At 33.4% G+C, this 19,951-nt stretch carries 15 protein-coding genes; 6 read left to right on the top strand and 9 right to left on the bottom strand.

Annotated features, from left to right (window positions below; all coding sequences use genetic code 11):
* Positions 1–144: 144 nt before the first annotated feature.
* Together ACN4EE_RS07145 and ACN4EE_RS07140 are read left to right on the top strand one after the other, a co-directional pair.
* Positions 145–618 (top strand): hypothetical protein, encoded by a 474-nt coding sequence (locus tag ACN4EE_RS07145; RefSeq protein ID WP_431705728.1) that lies wholly within the window; start codon positions 145–147, stop codon positions 616–618.
* A gap of 45 nt (positions 619–663) precedes the next feature.
* On the top strand, positions 664–1,119 hold the full coding sequence (locus ACN4EE_RS07140; protein WP_431705727.1) for a hypothetical protein: 456 nt from the start codon (positions 664–666) through the stop codon (positions 1,117–1,119).
* Between the two features lie 84 nt (positions 1,120–1,203).
* On the opposite strand, the gene ACN4EE_RS07135 is transcribed toward ACN4EE_RS07140, so the two are convergent.
* Positions 1,204–6,069 (bottom strand): plasmid replication protein, CyRepA1 family, encoded by a 4,866-nt coding sequence (locus ACN4EE_RS07135; RefSeq protein WP_431705726.1) that lies wholly within the window; start codon positions 6,067–6,069, stop codon positions 1,204–1,206.
* 471 nt (positions 6,070–6,540) lie between these two features.
* Between ACN4EE_RS07135 and ACN4EE_RS07130 the strand changes: the two genes are divergently transcribed.
* Both ACN4EE_RS07130 and ACN4EE_RS07125 read left to right on the top strand, forming a co-directional pair.
* A complete protein-coding gene (locus ACN4EE_RS07130; RefSeq protein ID WP_431705725.1) occupies positions 6,541–6,771 on the top strand; it encodes a hypothetical protein in 231 nt (76 codons plus the stop codon).
* Positions 6,772–7,057: 286 nt separating this feature from the next.
* Positions 7,058–7,324: a hypothetical protein gene (locus tag ACN4EE_RS07125; RefSeq protein ID WP_431705724.1), complete on the top strand. Its 267-nt coding sequence runs from the start codon at positions 7,058–7,060 to the stop codon at positions 7,322–7,324.
* Positions 7,325–7,544: 220 nt separating this feature from the next.
* Here ACN4EE_RS07125 and ACN4EE_RS07120 read toward each other — a convergent pair whose 3' ends face one another.
* Positions 7,545–8,933, bottom strand: coding sequence for an SH3 domain-containing protein (locus ACN4EE_RS07120; protein ID WP_431705723.1), 1,389 nt, complete (start codon positions 8,931–8,933; stop codon positions 7,545–7,547).
* Between the two features lie 723 nt (positions 8,934–9,656).
* Here ACN4EE_RS07120 and ACN4EE_RS07115 point away from each other — a divergent pair.
* Together ACN4EE_RS07115 and ACN4EE_RS07110 are read left to right on the top strand one after the other, a co-directional pair.
* Positions 9,657–10,496: a tyrosine-type recombinase/integrase gene (locus tag ACN4EE_RS07115; RefSeq protein WP_431705722.1), complete on the top strand. Its 840-nt coding sequence runs from the start codon at positions 9,657–9,659 to the stop codon at positions 10,494–10,496.
* A 271-nt stretch (positions 10,497–10,767) separates the two neighbouring features.
* Entirely contained in the window at positions 10,768–11,229 is a 462-nt protein-coding gene (locus ACN4EE_RS07110; RefSeq protein ID WP_431705721.1) for an SH3 domain-containing protein, read from the top strand.
* Positions 11,230–11,246: 17 nt separating this feature from the next.
* On the opposite strand, the gene ACN4EE_RS07105 is transcribed toward ACN4EE_RS07110, so the two are convergent.
* The 7 genes from ACN4EE_RS07105 to ACN4EE_RS07075 form a co-directional block, all read right to left on the bottom strand.
* On the bottom strand, positions 11,247–11,945 hold the full coding sequence (locus tag ACN4EE_RS07105; RefSeq protein WP_431705720.1) for a M48 family metallopeptidase: 699 nt from the start codon (positions 11,943–11,945) through the stop codon (positions 11,247–11,249).
* Positions 11,946–11,995: 50 nt separating this feature from the next.
* A complete protein-coding gene (locus tag ACN4EE_RS07100; RefSeq protein WP_431705719.1) occupies positions 11,996–15,178 on the bottom strand; it encodes a type I restriction endonuclease subunit R in 3,183 nt (1,060 codons plus the stop codon).
* Positions 15,179–15,265: 87 nt separating this feature from the next.
* Positions 15,266–16,255 carry a DUF262 domain-containing protein gene (locus ACN4EE_RS07095; protein ID WP_431705718.1) on the bottom strand — a complete coding sequence of 330 codons (990 nt, stop codon included), beginning with the start codon at positions 16,253–16,255 and terminating at the stop codon, positions 15,266–15,268.
* A complete protein-coding gene (locus ACN4EE_RS07090; RefSeq protein WP_431705717.1) occupies positions 16,236–16,868 on the bottom strand; it encodes a hypothetical protein in 633 nt (210 codons plus the stop codon). Before ACN4EE_RS07090 ends, ACN4EE_RS07095 begins: the two co-directional genes overlap by 20 nt.
* 34 nt (positions 16,869–16,902) lie before the next feature.
* Positions 16,903–17,142 carry a hypothetical protein gene (locus ACN4EE_RS07085; protein WP_431705716.1) on the bottom strand — a complete coding sequence of 80 codons (240 nt, stop codon included), beginning with the start codon at positions 17,140–17,142 and terminating at the stop codon, positions 16,903–16,905.
* Positions 17,143–17,156: 14 nt separating this feature from the next.
* Positions 17,157–18,482, bottom strand: coding sequence for a restriction endonuclease subunit S (locus ACN4EE_RS07080; protein ID WP_431705715.1), 1,326 nt, complete (start codon positions 18,480–18,482; stop codon positions 17,157–17,159).
* A complete protein-coding gene (locus ACN4EE_RS07075; RefSeq protein ID WP_431705714.1) occupies positions 18,475–19,734 on the bottom strand; it encodes a hypothetical protein in 1,260 nt (419 codons plus the stop codon). The genes ACN4EE_RS07080 and ACN4EE_RS07075 overlap by 8 nt, the downstream gene beginning before the upstream one ends.
* Between the last annotated feature and the right edge of the window lie 217 nt (positions 19,735–19,951).

The following is a 19,951-nucleotide window of genomic DNA, read 5'->3' as shown; positions in this document are numbered from 1 at the left end:
TAGGGAACAAATCGATCGAGCAACGATGATCATAAATTGAAAGAAAAGTTAATCAAATTTATAAAAGAAATTTTCTAAACTATTGCATAAATGAAGAAAACGCCACTGATAAATAAGTAAAAAGTGAAAAAGATTTTATTTTCTATGTTGAAAAAAACCATCATCTGTTTATTACTGATTTTATTCCTTAGCATTGTACCTATTCCTCAAGCCCAAGGGGGTCATTTATCCCTATTTTCTTCTTTAGAATGGAATCAAGAGCAAACCAATTTTACCAAAAATCCTCAGAATTTCTCTCAAGAGATTCAAAACCGACTCAATAGTACCAGAGATAGTGTAGGTCAATTAGCGTTGTTAATATCACATCCCTATGGTACTTATGATTATACCAGACCCATTTTTGTTGCTCCTAGAGATGGGGGAGGGATTATTTTTGAAGTTGATATACATTGGCATCGAAATTTAAAATTAATCTCTCGAAATCATGTTACTAGAATAGCTTGGGAAATAATCAATAATAAACATTATAAGGCTTCAGTTATTTGGGATGACTCTACTTTTAATCCCACTCATAGCGAAGAAATTAATGATTTTTTCCGACAACTTTTGCCTAGTTAAATTTCTTTTTTATTCTTATATACTCAATATATTTAGCTAAAAATTATGTTAATAACAACTACTAATTATCAGAGCTTAAACGCTTTAGACACAGGTAAAAATATGCTTAAAGATTTAGGGGAGAAAGCTATTAATAGTTCTAATAATTTGACTGACTTAATATCTAATAATTTTCGCTCTAGCTTAGAATCACTATGGAATAATTGGGTTGCTAATCACTTTATAATTGGATTTTTTGTTTCTCATCCCTTTATTTCAATTATATTAATAATAACTTTAATTTTAACTATTTGGGGCATTATTCAAATGATACCTTCATTATTAGTAAAACTATGGTTATTTATATTTAAGTCACCTTTTATCTTCGGAAAATCTTTATTACAAAATAATCAACAAGAGGTTATTAATCAAGACTTTTACTCCCTTATTTTAAAAAAGTTAGAAGCCATTGAAACTAAACAAAATCTGTTAGAAAAACAAATATCTGAATGGCAAAAATAAAAAGATAAAAAACTAATAAATCGATCGATTTCTCAAGCCCGACTAATTTTTCAGTATGTAAATTTACTACATAATTACTCAACTTCAGTATTTGTTATCCTCTTGAGTCGCTACAAAATGGACTGGATTATTATATGATATAGAGTCATTTTCGTAGCGGTTATCATCAGGGTTAAAGTCACTATTAATAACAGTTTCTGCCATTTTGTTACCCTCCTTCGACTCCGTTTGAATATTAAAATTTTCCCCTTCTTTTAACTCCTCAGTTGTCACCTTATTGATAGCTACAGAATGGGCTTTATTATTATATGATATAGAGTCATTTTTGTAGCGGTTATTATCGGCATCTAAAGGACTCTTGATAAGAGTTTCTGTCATTTTGTTATCCTCAAAATTTTCACTAATTTTTTTCATTTTTCCTTTGACAGTTTTTAACACCATATTACGCATTTGATAAGATGTTAATACCGATTGTCTTATTTCATCATGCAGGTACGATCGATCGATCACATAAACCCTTGTATTAACCTTGTTGACTTTTCTCACCTTTGACTGCAATTTAATACCAATGGACTTAAGTAACTTCTTCAAGACGATAATGGGATTACTATTTTTAGTAACTTCAATGTTGAAATAATCTTTCAAGTCTTGTTTGTGTTTTAAAGCCCGTTTAAAGAAACTCTTGATACATTTATCCTTTCTAGTAAAACAACCGTCTAAATCGATGAATTTTTGCACTTCCAGCACCTTTAAAAGATGAATTTCCAGCAGTAAATCATCATGGTTATTTTCCAAATAGACAAGGCGGCGGGAATTGTTGAGCCAATTAAGAGCCTTGATGGTTTCCTTCTTCTTGAGTAAACTAAAATTATTCAGCCAGAAATAGCGCTCGATCGATCTGAGCTTTGTTTTATCTTCCAATAAGTATTCCTTAATAAAATCGGCAGTCAACTCTACACTGGGTAATAAATCCTGATAAATGAACTTTTGAGCACCAGCAATTTCTGCCTCCGTATATAGAGGCTGGTGAGTTTTCGGATTTTGGGCATAGCGATTTTTCAAGACATACTGCGCCGACTCCAAATCATGTCCACTACTATCCCCCACAGAAATAGATTCCGCTTGATGAGAGATTACCTTTTGATGGTGAGCTTTAACAATACCCTTGAAGTCTTTATTGCTATGCTCCTGTAAAGATTCTTCCGTAAATCCCACTTCGACAAACTCCAATACAAACTTATCATAACTATAACCATAAATGATAGTGCTACCACTATCCCTTAACTCATGGAAAATATTTTCCTGATAATTAGCCTTACCCCCATTGATAAAGCCAATATATTTCGATTGGGTGATAAGCTCAATATTGTTCCACTTACCCGTTTCTGGATCAATCATACTATGCAATACCTTCATATATTCAAGAGGGAGAATACTTTTGGCAATGAGAGAAGATAGCTTGAGTAAATCCAACTTCGTCTTTTTCTTAGAGATAGCCTTATCAGCGATTTCCTGAAAATCAAAGACATTGGCATAACTCAAGCCGTGACTACTAGCATAAACATAGCGAGGAATATCACTACGGATGCGTCTTAACATTTGGCGACATTGGTTGACAGGTAAAACACCGCAGAAATTACCGATAACCGCATCAAAAAAGTTGCCCTCAATAGAGAAACCACAAACAATGGTAGGGGATACAATTAAACCATCACACCGATTATTTTGTAACCAAACCGTAGGATTACTGAGTAACTCCTTATTTTCGGGCAAATTAGCATTACCCTGATGGATATGTTTGAAGACTTTATCAGGAAAAGTAGCCGATAATTCCTCATAAAGAGAGATAACTTCTTTTTGACTATCGCAACAATAAAAAGGCTTTAAACCTAGTGTTGGCATGGTAAAGAGGAGTTTTTTTGGATCATCGGGATTTAGTAATTGATGAGTTTCATAGTTGTTATTACGGTGATGATTAACGACAATAAAAGGCTCAATACCACCAGCAAAATCCTTCATTAAATCGATGCAAAAGTCCACCAACATTTCATCAAGACAAATAACTAAACCGCCCTTATCAATGCAGTTTTTCACCACATTTCTCACAGCATAGAGTACTTCTTCTCGATTATGTTTTAACTCCGTATCACCTAGTAATAAATGATAGATACTAGACAAAATTTCATCAAAAATAATACAATCAGGAGATTCATCTTTGTATTTAGCAAAGCTGTCATAGGTAGTTTTAATGCCCTGACTTCTCAATTTTTCAATAGGGGTAGTATCATCATGGGTTTTGTAATAAATACCATAACGATTAGCTGATTGTTGGCAGAGGCTTCGGGTACTATCAGGAGACAGTACATATTTACCTTGAGCTTTAAATTCTTTGACAATTTTTTCGGCTAAATAGGTTTTACCTGTACCCATATCCCCCTGAATAAAAACTAATCCTTGACGGGGAATTTGGGCGATTATTTCTTCTGGGAAATAGCCTTTTTTGGGTTTTGACTTAACAAATTCATTATTAGGAGAAATACCAGTCTCAATTTCATTGCTTAAATAATCAGAGTTATGGTGATTAATTGGGCTAGTTATTTCACCAGTACAATTATTATATGGGGAAATTAGAGTGTTAATTTCATCATTCAAATTATTGAGATTATCGGCAGGAATTTGCAGATCGATCGAGCTATTTATTCCATCGTTAAAATCATTATCAGAAGAATTTTTCTTTTTAGTTTGAGCATTCAAATAATCTTGATTATCGGCGAGAATTTGCGGATCGATCGATGTAGTTATTCCATTATCTAAATCATTATGAGAAGAATTGTTCTTGTTAGTTTGATTGTTCAAATCATCAAGATTATCGGCGGTAATTTGCAGATCGATCGATGTAGTTATTCCATTATCTAAATTATTATGAGAAGAATTATTATTCTTAGTTTGACGGTTTAAATCATCAAGATTATCGGCGGTAATTTGTAGATCGATCAACCTATTTATTCCATCGTTAAAATCATTATAAAAAGAATTATTATGCTTAGTCTGACTGTTCAAATAATCAAGAGATTTTCCAGAATTTTGTAGATCGATCGATGTATTTATTCCATCGTTAAAATCATTATGAGAAGAATTTTTCTTCTTAGTTTGAGCATTCAAATAATCTTGATTATGGAAAGATATAGAGATATTTACTCCATTAGTCAAACTATTATCAGGAGAAATACCAGCCTTAATTTCATTGTCTGAATAATCAGAGTTATAGTGATTAATTTCGTGAGTTATTTCACCAGCAAAATTATTATTAGGAGAAATACCAGTCTCAATTTCATTGTCTGAATAATCAGAGTGATGGGGATTAATTTGATTAGTTGTTTCACCAGCAAAATTATTATCAGGAGAAATACCAGCCTCAATTTCATTGTCTGAATAATCAGAGTTATAGTGATTAATTTCGTGAGTTATTTCACCCTTGTTATAATTTTTATGACATTCCAGAGATATGGGATAGGAGAAGGTTTTATACTCCTCAAAATAATGCCGTGCATCCAGCCTTCTTCTAATCTTTCTCGGTGGTTTATACCCTCGATCGATCGCCAACTTAAACACTGTAGCAATGGTGAGGGGTTTATTGGTGCGTGATTTACTAAAGGAGCGCCATTTAGACTCAATCGCCTTTCTACCGTTGTAATTATGGGCTTGAGACGACCAATTGTCGTAGATTTCTAGCCCTTCCTCACTACCATTAAAAGTATGATGTAAAGCAAAGCCTACCTTAGTCCAAGTATCATAATCTTCTGATGATACATAAGACAGTGCGTCAATAATATCTTTAGCGGTGGCACTTTGAGCTAATTTTTTCTGACTTTTAGCGATTTTTTTGGCTAACTTACGCTCTTGTTTTGCCCTTTTTCTCTTAATCTTGTCCACTTCAGGCTGTAATTCGGATAGCCAGTTATAGTCTAGGGCTTGAAAATCATCGGATTTGTATAAAATACCGTTACTATTGCCATAAAAGCCGACACTAGGGTTAGTGGCATTTATATCGATAGCACCCCTTAAAATGCCGTTTAAATGTCTTAGTGCCACCTCATAGGTAGTTTTATCAATATCCATGGGTAAGGGCAGAAAAACACGAAATCTGTGCCATGTTTCTGTATGAGAACAGGTGGTAATGGCAAAAGTATATTTACGACAGAAATCGATCGACTGGTACTCTTCTAAGGTTAATTGGTGTTTATATACCTTCCGTTTAACAATTTGTCGATCGTTATTGCCATTCTCAGGCTTATTGCCGTTATTATCCCCATTTTCATTGTGAAGCTCATTGCCCCAATCATTTTCAGACTCAGTCTCATTTTCACACCCATTATTATTATTCCCGTCAACAATTTCTTGGAGTGGATAGTTTTTAGTGGATAGTGGATAGTTACTTTTTTCCTCATCCTCATTAGTGACATTATTCCCACTGCCCACTTCCCACTGCCCACTTCCCACTTCTTCAACCCATTCTTGGTTATCAATATCGACAATTAATAAACCTGCTACCGTAGCATTTTCAGTATTCCTGTGGTTATCGGTGTAGTGAAAAGGACTAACGGCGAATCCTTTACGATATATGTCAATAATATTATCAACATTTCCTGACATGGAGTGAAAATTAGTTTTTGCCTTGTCAGAATTTTTGACAGGTTTATTAATCAACTCAGCACAGTAGGAGAATGATATATCTGTTCGCAGGGGTCTTTTTTTTGTCAAGATTTCCTGACTAATTGTTAAGTTTTGCGAAGATGAAAAATTTTGACCATTGGGCTGATTTAAACCGCCATGAGCTTTTGACCCTTGCGCCGAGGTGGCAAATTCAGGGGAGACACTGTTTTGTTTGAGGGGGAGGGTGACAATTTTACCTTTTTCTATTAACATCTTATTAACATTATTTGGATCCATTATTTGGATCATTTGGTTTCGTTTACGTTTCGTTTCGTTTACGATTCCTTTGGTTTACAGTGAGTCTTTGATTGCGAGTCTTTGATTCACTTACAAATCATTTTGAATAGAGGATTCTTTTAACTTGAGTTACTCAGTTCTAATGATTTTTATGTGTTACACTTTTAACCTTAGATCGCTTTGGGCGATTTTTCAAGTACTTTTGAAAAAAATTTTTAGAGACAAGGCAGGAGTTCTTAAAACCTATACATTTATGTGGCAAAAGTAACTGAACGCTTGTTTCCTTGAAAACGCTTGAACTATCTAAGTTTTGGAGGCTTAACCGCCTCTTTTTTTTGTCCGTGAAAATAGGATTATTGAAAATTGAGAATTAAAAAATAAATGTTAAGAATTGTGTAGATTATTATGTATTCCATATTTTATGTACTAAAGTTACTAGCAACATAAATTAGTTAAAGGGATATGACAACTATGATGATTTTAAAGCAATTAAGACAAATTTTTGTTGCCTTAAGTCTAGTTATTGCGATGGTATTTACGGCTCCTATTATGGGTCATTCGTTCGTCCAAGTTGGTGTTTTAGATAATCAAATTACTTCTCAATCTCAAGAATTATCAAAAAATACAATACAAGACCATATAGTTTTACAAAAGCTAGTTTGCCGTTATATCGATGGTCATAAAAGATGTTGGCGCGAATAATTTTGGCTTGTCAATTTAATAGTAAAAACCTTGATAATCTTGATATAGACTATAAATTTCTCTAGCAAAATTATCAAGTGTGTTTTGTTAAAGATAAATATTTATAACTTTTTTAAAAGTGATTATTGATATAATATATTCTCTTTTTTTAGTTGTTTATATCTTAAGTAATATCACATTTTTTGTTTAGATATATCATATTATGATTTCTATAATTACTTTTATTTTTTCATTTTTGCTCAAAATATTAACATTTATCTTGACAATAATTGGTGGATTGCTTTTAATGCCTTTTACAGTTGTTGTATTTTTATATGGCTTATTTACTCAACAACCAGCATTATCATCTAATCCACCACCAACAGTAACTCCAAGTACACCTACTGTACAAGTAGAGCAAAAATATACCCCTTCTCATACTCCCATAAGAGAATCTTATCAAGGTTCCTGTGATTGCCCCTATGACTTTGCTAAAAATGGTAGTATTTGTGGAGGGCGTTCTGCTTATTTAAGACCAGGTGGTTATGAACCAATATGTTATCTTGATGATTGAAAGAATCCAATTTCTTACTAAAATATTTTTTTAGCTTAAATGAGAAATTTTCGTAGTTATATCGACTCCTTCTGTATCTACTATGTAGCACTAGCAGGAAAGGAAAAGGATCGATCGAGTCATCAAAAAAATAACGGTTTTCAGAATTTTGGTGTAAGTCTAAACCGTCAATCCGAGAACTAAAACAAAGTAGAAAATTATCGGAATCTTTTATGTTACCCTAATTATTTTGACAATTTAGATAATTAGCATTAACCCATCCTTCCTTTCCATCAACTTGACTATTAGGACCGTTAATAACACGAATATAAAACCAAGGATTTTCACCTTTGAGATATTGTACAACGTTATCATTATCTAATCCTGCTATTGATTCCCCATTGGGATTTTTACGCACAGCTAATTGTCCTGTTTTAATATTAGTAACAGAACATTTATCGGGGGATAAAGAAGACGGCAAAGTAGTTTGACTATTGCTGGATTCCGTAGTTATTTGCTGATTTATTGGTTGATTATTAATTTCATTAATGGGAGAATTTTCCTCTTTATTTTCACTTACTAAGTTTTGATTAGTTTGAGGAGTAGAATTAAGTGTTCCCGTATTCATTACTTCTTCTATTAAAGGATTTAATTGCCAAAATATTGTCCCTGTTTCCTTATCAATTAAACTCAAATTATACCCTGTACCTATTATTTGTTTATTACCAGCACCAGGGTTTTTTATCATTTCATTAATAGGTGGAATAGTATTATAATACTGAATGATTTTATCTAATTCAATATTAAAACTTACCTCTACCATTAGGCGATTTTCAGTTAAAATTTGTTTAGCATCTTCTGGGATTATATTTTTTATATTTATATTTGAACTTTGTGAAATATCATTCCAATTTAATTGTGCTTCAAAATAACGTCTTATTTTTTCAGATAAAAATAGATCATAATATAAAAGGAAACTGGTATTACTATTTTCAATTCCAGTTACTAGAGTATTCATATCTTTATAGGCAGATGTACTTGCTTCGTAACTTATTCTAAAAGAGTTTCTAAGATTTACCTTTAATTCTTGATTTTCGGGTGAATATTCATAGAGTTTTTGTTGATTTGGATCATTTGTGACGTTTACCAGTGTTGGTATTTTTACAGTGAATAAAGTATCAGCAAAAGTAAATCCTAATTTGTTTTCTAGTTGTTTAATTAAATCATTTGTTCTTTGTTGATACTGTTCGGCGGTTTCAAAGTCATCTTTGGCTAAATTTTGAGTACTAAAAAAGATAATAATTTCTTGCCAAAAATTAGCTAAATCTTCCAAAGAATTAAAACTGCATTTATTACTAAAATTAAGAGTGTGTTTTACTTCAAAAATTTCCTCTTGTGTTAATAAAGGAGATACATCTAAACTAAATTCTTCACAGGTATAAAGTTTAGGTTCTTCCGTTACGGCTACATCTGGTGTTTCGGTTTCTGTGGGGTTTATATTTTCCGATTCAGTGGTCGTATTTTCAGTAGTGGCATTTTCATTTAATATATTGCTACAACCTTGTAAATTTAATAATAAAAAACTAAATAACAAGATAGAACTTTTTAAAATGATATTCTTTTTTAACATAGTTTTTGTTGATAATAAACAGTCAACGTAGATGGGGGCTACTTTTTTTATTGTATCGCACTACGCACGATTGTAAATACTAGATAATAAGTTTTTCAATACGATAGATAGATAGATAGATAGGGAAGAAAAACGCTAAATTTCTGGGAAGGTTTGTGAGAGCGCAAATCTGACTGAAAGAAATTGTATATTGAAGGAGATGAGAATTGAGTTAAGAGGGGTTAGTGGAGAGTGAAATATTGAGTGGGGGGATAATAATTAACACAATGGGGTTTAAATGCTTCTTCTAGGTGTGATAAACAGTATCAAGGTATAAATTTACCTGAAAGAAATTTCAAGCCCCTTAAAAGCGAATTATTTGGGGCTAATATTTTTTTAGGGCAACGGCGAAAGAAAAAAAAGATTTGTAGATATTTTAAGTAGTAAAACGTAAATACGTCTCTTTATATAAGAGAGTATATATAGATTTTATTGATGTAATTAGGTAGAGTAAACGAGGTGTTTTTTACGGCATCGGTTAGTCAATTTGAGGCAACTGGATAGGGTGAAAAATGCTAAATGTGAGGGAAGGTTTGTGAGATTTAGATTATGTAAAAATTTATAAATATTTAGTGAGGGGATGGTCAACAGAGGGTTATAGTTAAAACTAAACAGTAGGTTAGTTCTATATTGGAGGTATGGCGTATGTCAAGATTGGGGGGCGAAACAATCTCTAATACCTCGGTGGCTACGAATATACATCGGGCTACTAATGCTACCACTGACACTCAAGTTATTGCTATGTGGCTTTCCGATAAGAGTAAAACTAGCATTAAAACTTATGCGATCAATGTCAAGCAGTTCTTGGATTTTGTCAACTTACCTCTGCAAGAGTTGACTATTGATGATATTTTTCTTTATCGTTCTAGTTTAATACAACGAGGCTATAAGCCCCAAACCATTTGTAGTAAAATTATGGGGGTCAAAAGTCTGCTTACTTTTGCTCATAAGATTGGCTACATTAATTTTAATGTCGGCGCCATCGTTAAGGGTATGAAGGATAAAGATAATCTCAATGAAAAGATTATTACTTTTGAGGATGTGAAGCGCTTATTTTCTGTCATTGATAATCCTCAGCATCGTATTTTATTTCGTACCATCATTAATACAGGGTTGCGTATCACTGAGTTATGTCGTCTTAAATGGACTGATTTACGGGATAATCTTTTGACCGTACAAGGCAAGGGGGAGCGGACGAGGGTACTAACTTTGCATGAGGATTTACTTCGAGACATTCTCTGGTTATACCGCCCTTATAATATCTATATTTTTACCAGTCTTAGAGGTAATAGTTTATCTCGCAGTAATGTCCACGGCTATTTGAAAAGGTATCTGAAAAAGGCGGGATTAAATGAGGATATATCATGCCATTGGCTCAGACATACTTTTGCTTCTACTGCTTTGGCTAATGGTGCGGATTTACTTTTAGTATCTAAAAGTTTAGGGCATAGTAATATTTCCACTACTAGCCGTTATCTTCATACTATTAAAACTGAATGTGCTACTGACTACGTTGATTTTTAGGAGGATAGAGTCTCGATACCATCTCGATGAAATCCTCTCCTCCTTCCTCAGATTCTGTTTTCTCTGGGAAGTTTGGCTTTTAATAGCAAGGGGTAAAAAATGTTTGCCAATTTTGCATAAATCTTGCTTTAGTCACTGATAGATATATGAGTAAATGAAATTTATGAAGCTCTATTCATCTTGTAATAAAGTAATGTACAGCTAGAATATATCAATTATGAAGAAAAATCTGAAAACTTTATTAAATTCGACTGTTTTAATGGGATCAATCTTGACGAGTTCTTTCGTTACTATTAGTGCCTCTGCTCAAACTACAAGTGCAGTTATTTTTGACCCTCCCTCTAATGTTCGATCGACTCCTAACGGGCAAATTCTTTGTAGTGTTAAATCTGTTACTTCTATTAATACTTATGGCTCGACTAATGGTTGGTATATAACGGATGTGTGTGGAAGAAGGGGTTACATTCATCATAGTCAAATCCGTTTTGAAACTTATTCTGAATCTGTTAAAAATCCAGGTTGTTTAGTAACTAATATAAGAACAGGACAATTAGCCCTGCGTAAAAGTCCAGGGGGAGAATCGATCGCTGGGTTAAATAACGATAACTCGGTTCAGTATATTCGAGGTGATTTTCCTTGGTTTTATGTTAGGGTGACTCAAGGACCTAATCGGGCAGTCACTGGTAGAACTGGATGGGTAAATGCTAATTACTTAGAATGTTTTTGGGATTAGAAAATAGATTAGAAGATTTAGAGATTAAACCTTACACCGTTGTAAGCCAACCATTGTTTCTTCTCTAAATAATCTGGGATGACTTGTTCTAGCTTTTGCCAAAATAATTGATTATGGGATGGTTCTAATAAATGGATCATCTCATGTACTAATAAATACTTGATTATTTCAGGAGGAAGCATTGCTACTCGCCAATGAAAACAAAGGTTTTTATTATCCGTACACGATCCCCATCTCGCCCCTAATTCTCTGACTTTTATTGATTTAGGTTCGACACCTATACGGTGATTGAAAAAACTAATTTTATTGTTTAAATAAGTAAGTAGATGTGTTCTATACCATGCAATAAAATGTTCTCTAGCTGATGGTAAGGCTGTATTTAATAAATAAAATTTTCCTTGATATAAATTCAGAGGATTATGATTGATCTCATAGTTAATAATTTTTAGTCTATAGCTACGTCCTAAATAATAGAAGCCCTCCCCTGATACATATTCTTTTGTCGGTTGATTTTGGTTTAAATTTTCTTTTCTGATTAAATGACGATAAATCCATAAACGACGTTTTTCTACAGTTTTTGCGATCGCATCTTCGGAAGCATCTGGAGGCACAACTAAAATTAAATTTCCGTCTCTTTCAACTGTGATTCCTATGGTTTTACGTTTTTTACTCAGGCGTAATTCAAATTCTAATTCACCGAATGTAATCGTGTTCATTGTCGAAAAGGGCAAAGGAGATTATAACAAAACAAATGATTTGAGAATATCTAATTAGTTAAATATATATGTTTATGACGAGCTAATTGTACTAATTCATCGGCTAATTTTTCTTGTTGTTCAAAAGGCACTAAATCACGATCGTCAATATATTTTATCAGGGTTAGCCGTAAATCTCTTTGTTTAATTTGATTTCGCCAAAAATGAACTATTCTAATTTCATCCTTAATTAATTTGACTATTTCTTTTGTAGCTTGAATTTGTTGGTTTAATTCTACGATCGAATATTGTTCAATTAAACTTAAAAATGGTCTTTCTGTGACAGGGTTTAAGCCTGTATTGTCTTCTTGACGACCTTTTTTTATATCTTGAACTAAATCCTGTAAAGCTATTACTTGATTTTCCCAATTTTCTTTTAATTGTTCTACTATTTCCTCTAGTTTTTCACTGAGTTTTTTATAGTAACTAGGATCATCATTATAATTATCGCTGATATAGGCGCGAGCGGCGTGTTCCATTGCGGCGGCTTGAGTTTTCGGGTTTTGATATTCTTCTACTTTTCGATCGAACTCTGGGGATAATATATCAATGGGGGGTATATGAGGATTAATACCTTGAATGGTTATATATTGATCAATTAAAGCGTTTACTTTTTCTTTAGCATCCACTAAGTTTAATTGTTCATCTCGATATAAGTCCGCTACAGATTTACGAATTAAGCCGAACTGTTTAGCATCTTTCAGGTAAGGTTTTGCTTCTGGGCGAGGTAAAATTTCATCCAAGCTATTGAGAAAATCCTTTAAATATTCAGCAAATATTACCCTAAACTTTTCCCCTTGATCGATAAATAAATTTAAAGTTTCTTGCAGATTGTTATAGTCACAATTATGCTCTTTAAATAAATTGATTACCCGTTGGTGTTTATCTTGTAGCTTTGGTAATTCGTCTCTTATATCCTTTAGTGCTAATTCTAAATCATTAATGTCGTACATTGCCAAGGCTGAAGCTATATCAACGCCATAATAGTCAACCACTAAACCATAACCTTTTTTTGCATGGGTGCGATTCACACGGGCAATCGCCTGTAGCAATTCATGCTCTTTAATAGTACGATCCAAATATAAAACTTGTTCTAAGGGTGCATTAAACCCTGTTAAGAGCATACTTTTAACAATCAGGAAGGCTAAACCATCTTGATCAAGAGGCTTTTTAAAACGGTTTCTATGAGTCTCTTGGTTACTTTCATTTGTCCATTTCTGCCAACTAGGGGGATCATCTTTACTGCCTGAAATCACAGGGGCAAATTCTAAACGCTTAATAGTATCAAGATGTTGGTAAGCAAGGGCTAAAAATTGGGTTGTCTCGTCTAAAGTTTCGATACTTGACATATCTATTTCTTTTAGAATAGTGGCTCGTTTTTCTAATTCCTCTATTAATTGTTGTTGGGCTTTGTTCAATGCTTCATAATATTTAATGGAAGCACTACGGCTACTGACGGCAATTTGAGCTTTAAACCCATTGGGCAAGATATGGCTAATATAATGCTTTAGCATATCTTTGGCTTTGGCTTCAATAATTTCTGTGGCTTCTAAAACTTGATTTTTGTTGGCATATTTTTGTTTAATAACGGCTTTTTCTGCTTCGCTTTTATCTTGAAAAATTAAGTCAAATATCTGATCTAAATCATCCCCTTGTTTAACTTTTGCCCTTGCTTCAATGCCTTCGTAATAAATTGGTAATGTCACCCCGTCTTCTTGAGAATCTTTAATAGTATATTGATCAATGTAACTCCCAAAAATTTGAGAGCTAGTCTTCTTGGCACTTTTAACAATGGGTGTACCTGTAAAGCCAATTTTGGCACAGTTGGGCAAGGCTTGAGAAAGGTTGAGATGTAGGGTATTTGTATGGGAGCGATGGGCTTCATCGATAAAGACTAAAATATCTTCTGAGGGATTAAGATTGTTACTAATACTAATTTGGTTATTGTTGCTATTTTCTTCTTCTGTATCTGTATCGCCTCTAAATTTTTGAATCATGCCGAAAACTAACCCCGATCCCTCTTGAGCTAGTAATCGCTCTAATTGTCTCACGTTTTTGGCTTTTTGCATCGGTTCACCTGTTAATACGGCTGATTCTGCTAGTTGTTTTTCTAAGTCGGTGCGATCGGTAATTACTACTATTTTAAATCTTCTTAGGGCTGGAGTGGTTCTAATTTTCTTGACTAAATAAACCATTGTGAGGCTTTTTCCAGCCCCTTGGGTATGCCAAATTATTCCTCCTCTTTGATCGGTGTCACCGTGTTGGCTACGGGTGGGATTCTTTTCTAGGCGATCGATCGTTTTATGTACGGCTCGATATTGTTGATAATAGGGGATAATTTTGGTAATTTTAGTTTGTTCTCTAGTAAAGAGGGTAAAGTTTTGCAGTATGTTTAGTAAATGAGAAGGTTTTAACATCCCTGCGATTAACTTTTGACGATTATTAAGCCCCGTTACGCCTAATTGATTAGCTATTTCTGTTTCTGGGGTGGGATAAGTATCTTTCCAAGGGGTATAATCGCTATGAGTACCACCCACAGCGCCCACCACCGCTTGATGTTGAGAGACGGCAACCATCAAAAGATTATAGTAAAATAATTTTTCTGCGCCTTCTGGGGTATTGCTATGACGTTGATTAGAATATTTTAATAAGTCGGTAATTGCTTGTTCGAGGGGATTGTTGAGTTTTGGGCTTTTACATTCAATGACGACTAGGGGAATACCATTAACGAATAGCACTATATCAGGCACAATATAGCCTTTATCTCCTGTTAGCCAAGGGGGATCAACTCGAAATTGATTTATGGCTAAAAAATCGTTATTTTCGGGGTTTTCAAAGTCTATATAATGAATAGTGGTGTTTTTGCCGTCTTTTCCTTCGGTTACTGTACCTTCCCAGAATAATCCGCTTACTTGCTGATTAATTTCTAATAGACTATTACCTGTAACTCTTGTTAAGATTGTAACGGCGGTATCGATTTGACTATCTTCTAACCATTGTTGACCATTTTCGTCTAAATTAATTCTTTTTATGGCTTTTTTCAGTCTATCTGTTAAGATTACTTCTTTAAAGCTCTCTCGATCGGTCATTTCAGGAATAAAACGATCGCCCTCTAAATGTTGCCAGTTTAGTAGTTTTAAATGTTCAATGGTGGGCAATTCTGAAAGTAAATATTCTGGTGTCTGTTGGGGCATTTTTCAAAAAAGGCAAGGGTTAAACGAGAAATATAAACTATGATTAGTGTTTAGTTATAATATCTTAGTCAATTTTATTTGCCACGGCTATGAATAAATATATTTATTAAAAATTTCTCCCCTTGTTACTCTAGCAGTTCTATTATTCGTTCCTCCATACATATACTTGTAATAATTGCCAAACTCGTTATTTTGATGTTTATTGTTCATAATATTTTCTTCTAATTGTGCTAATTTATCAGCTAAGTTTTCTGGGATATTTCCTTGATGTTTAGCTATTTCAACCACCAAAGTAAAAAAGTTGGATTTGCGATACCAAATTGAATCATTAGGTAATTTTAAATCTTGAATAATAGCAAAGGTTTTGATCAATAGAGCTTTAATATGATTTTTATTTTTATATTCATCATTAAATTGCACAATATAAGTTTCGATTTCTTTATCTTGGGAAAAATAACCCCCTTCTTCTATAGTTGACATCACTAGCAAAATAAAATGTAAATCCGCCATGCGGGTAAATTCTGATTCATAAAAAACAGGAAATTCACTTAAATTAATGTTATGTAAAATATCTTTAGCAGTTTGGATAAATTCACCGTTATAAATAGCGTTATGAATTTCTACATCTTCTAGTTTAAATTTAGTTAAATTAATTCTTCTAAATACTTCTCTAATATCTTGTTCACTTACTTCTCCTATATCTCTGACTACCATTTGATACGATAAAAATTTACGCTTTTCCTCTTCTATTAAATCTTGATATTTAGAGATTTTTTTTAAAGGTTTTTCATGTTCCCCATCAATATATTTTTTAATAGTTGTTAATCTTTGTTGTCCATCGATTACATATTCAATAGTCCGCAACTTTTGAGTATCAATTTCTCCTTGACAAACATAAATCTCAGGAAAAGGATAACCTTTTAAGATAGTATCAATAAATTCCTCTTGATGATCATGAGTCCACACAAATTTACGTTGAAAGTCTGGTTTAAGAATCAATTTACCACTTTCTATATTTTGGTAAATATCGGCGATAGTTGGGTTCGTTACTGAAGGCTTAATTTGTTGTGCTAACATTTTTATTCCTAATTTTTTGGGTGTTAATAATTTGTTTTAATGAACTTATTGTATATTTTTCAAAGTGAGAATAACTTTTAAATACTCCTGCTGAAACTTTATAATTTCCTATCTCTGATTTACCGTAAGAAATTGATTTGAAAAAGTCAAACCATTCTTGTTTTAATATATCAACTCCAAAGGATAAGGGTAGTTTATCGGGGCGAATCCAACCGATGGCAGTATATTCAAGGAAGGAGTGATATTGATTTAATTCTGTCACGGTTATACTTTTTCTCGCTTTTCTTAATTCCATCTGATAGTCATAAATTGGTTCTAACATTTTTTCGTAGAGTTGAGATGAAACAATGGCTACATCTATATCAGAATCATAGTCAAATGGTTTTTGTTTAAAAAGACTAAATCCTAATTTTGCCGAACCTGTAATATAGATTTCATAAAAGGCAATGTTAAATTGATTGGCGATTTTTTTTCTAAATTCATAATATTCATTTTCTCTATTATTAAATATATGGGGTGTGCCATGAATTAAATATTTGCGACAAAAATCTGTTATTTCTTCTTCATTTTTTAGCTCAGTTAATCTGTTTAAAAAGGCTTCTAATTTATCCATTTTGAGGAGGAGCAGTAAATCTTATTTCTTTCATTTATAAGTCTATCCCCTCCCAAAGTTCTTCAAGGGGGTAGGTTTTTCCTTCTTTAGCATCTATTAAACTTTGTTTTAAGTCGGTTATGAGTTGCTCTTTACTGTCATTTTCTTCGGTAATTTTAAGGTTAAGTTTTTCGATGATAGTCTCCCAAATGCTTAGGGGAATTAAAACATCGGTGGGTTTTCGTTCTTGATTTGTTAGATAGCGAATTTGATTGTTTAATGTGTCTATATTCATATTGTTTATTAATTTTACAAATGATTTACTCTTACTTTTCCTGTTAATAAATCCTGCATTAATCCTTGTTTTTTCTGTTTTAATTTCTTTAAATATTGCTCTTCTTTTTCGATCGCCCTCTCTTGGGTATCTAAAATTTTAGCTATTTTTTCCTGTTCATTGAAAGGAGGTATAGGAATTAAAATATTTCGTAAATTTTTTAAACTAATAGCAGGTTGTGCTGTTTCTGTTTTTAATAAGTCCACTTTGCCTATATCATAATAATAATGAAGAAGTTTTAAAATATATTCAGTTTTAGCTTTATTTGGATGAATAGAAATTTTCAAGGAATTACCAGCTAATATTCCTACTGAATGATCTTTTGGTAAAATAGCAGAAGTACCGCATTGCGCCCCTATTTTAGCCATAACAATATCACCAGCTTCGACTGCACTTCTTTTCTGAGTATTAAACAAAAATTGATCTACATAAACGTAAGATTCAGCAAAAAACTTTCCTGATGTTACAAAGCCACTTTGAATAACTGGGATTCCTTGTTCTCGATAATGTTCAGTCTTTAAATTACTTCCAAAAGGTCCATCAACAATAGCATAAGGTTTATCTGTACTAATTGATTCAAGAGTAGCAACTTCCCAAGTAATAGGAATTTTACCTAAAGGAGAATCTTTAAATTGTTCGGGGTGGGTGTCAGGGTTTCTTAATTCGCCCTTTTCGTCTAATCCTCTGGTTAATAAGTCTTGTAATAATCCTGCTTTGATTTGTTTTAGCTTCTTGATTAATGCCTCCGTAAGTTCGATCGAACTATCCACTTTATCCAATATCTCCGCTATCTTTTCCTGTTCTTTTCGAGGAGGTTTTACAACAAAAATAGAAGAAAAATCACGTCTTGAAATTTCATCAAATGTACTTCCACTAGCTAATCTAATCATTTCAGAAGCAATAAACTTGAGAAAGTGATAATAGAAATTTGGGTTACAAGATTGATTAGTTACGATACTTTTAAATCCTTGATTTGTGGTTATAGGAATTTGAGATATAGCAACATAACCAATAGTTGCTCTTGTGGTTATAAGCAAAGTATCTTTAGGCATTAAATTAGCTGAACTACCTATTAATCCAGCCTTTGTAATATATTCTCTAGTTTCTGTTAAATATTTTCCTTTTAGACTTGTAATTTCTGTTGGAGTAACCCATGCTATATCACCTCCCCAAAAACTAGGATTATCTCTACTTGGTGTACCACCTGAATAAATAGTTCCGATGTCTTCTATTGTCACAATTTCCCAATCATCAGGAATTAAACCTAGTGGCGAATCCTTAAAACCCATATTTTTAGACATAACCCAACCCCTCAAAAAAAGAATTTAACTCATTAACAACCTGACTTCTTTCCTCCTCAAGACAACGAAAAGTAACCCGATATTTATCCCACCAATTCTCAACCACAGCAATAACCTGTTGACGGTGTGCCGTTACATAACGCTCTAATTCTTGCTCTAAACCTTCAAAAAAGATAGCTAACACCAGCTTTTGACATTCATCATCCCTTAAAGCCCTTCTAGCCTCGTCTAAACGCTCAATTAAGTTATTTTTTAACTCTTTCAGTTCATTTTTAGCCTCCTTTAGCCTTTCCTTTAACTCATTATAGGGCTGTAACTGTTCCTCAATTTCCGTTATTTCCCCAGTAATAGGAATAACAAAAGCCTCTAATTCCGCCAATTCTTGCTCTAATGCCCTAGTATCTTCCCCTAGCTTCTTCTTAGCTGCGATCGAACCCTTATCCTTCACATTAGCACTGCGATTTAACCACTTAATTCTTTTTTCCGCATCCTTAATACTAGCTTTCAACTCCTTAACCCGATTATCCAACTCCTTCGCCACATTAACCACCTCTTCCCCTTCTTCCGTATCCTCTCCCCCTTCTCCTTGCTCAAAACTCTCCTTTTCCTGCTCTAATTCCGCAATTTTTCCCTCTACCGTTTCAATTTCTGCCAAATAATCCGCCAATAACACTTTAACTAACTTATGATTAAGGGGATCAAACTTAGCTTTATTGCTACTGTCATCATTATCCCCTAAACCATCCTTAATAGTATCCACCCAACTATCAACCAAACCATTAAAACCCGACTCCGATAAAGTGCGCAACTCATAACGCACCTCATCCCACCAACTAGCGATAACACCAGCCACCTTAAACCTATCCAATAACCCCACAGGTTGCAGAGACTCCACAAAGGAAGCCATAAAATCGGTTCTTAACTGCATTACTGCCTTATTTTCGGGCAATTTAGCCAAATTAGGGGCGTTCAACTCCCACCACCCCTTAAAAGCCTTATTTAACTCTTGTTCTTTGGCAATCACACCTTTATCCTGTTCAATAAAAGGCTTAATCTGGTTTCTTTCGGTGATATGGGGGATAAAATCAAAATATTCCACGATGTTTAAGTAGATAGATAAATTAGGTTTTAATTCAATTTCCCCCTTCTTAAGAGAAAAACTGTCATTCCGAGCTTGTCGAGGAATCTCAGAGATACTTCGCTCCACTGCGTTACACTCAGTATGACATATAGGTGCATTAGGGGGGATCATTTTTTTTATTAAAAGGGGGGTTTATTACAATACAATTTATTTCTGTAAATCATTATCTCACAATGAAATAAATTTCATTGCTAATAGCTTAACTCTACGGGCATTGAGTTAATTTTTTTGTAAAAATTATGTTTCTTGACTAACCTGCATAATTGCTCATTTTGATAATCATTGAATTATTCATTATATTTTAAGCTAAACTAGGAACATCCATAAA

The sequence above is a fragment of the Geminocystis sp. CENA526 genome, assembly GCF_050753365.1.
Lineage (GTDB): Bacteria > Cyanobacteriota > Cyanobacteriia > Cyanobacteriales > Cyanobacteriaceae > Geminocystis.
Note: the sequence above shows the minus strand (reverse complement) of the source record. Positions and strands in the feature narration are given on the sequence as shown.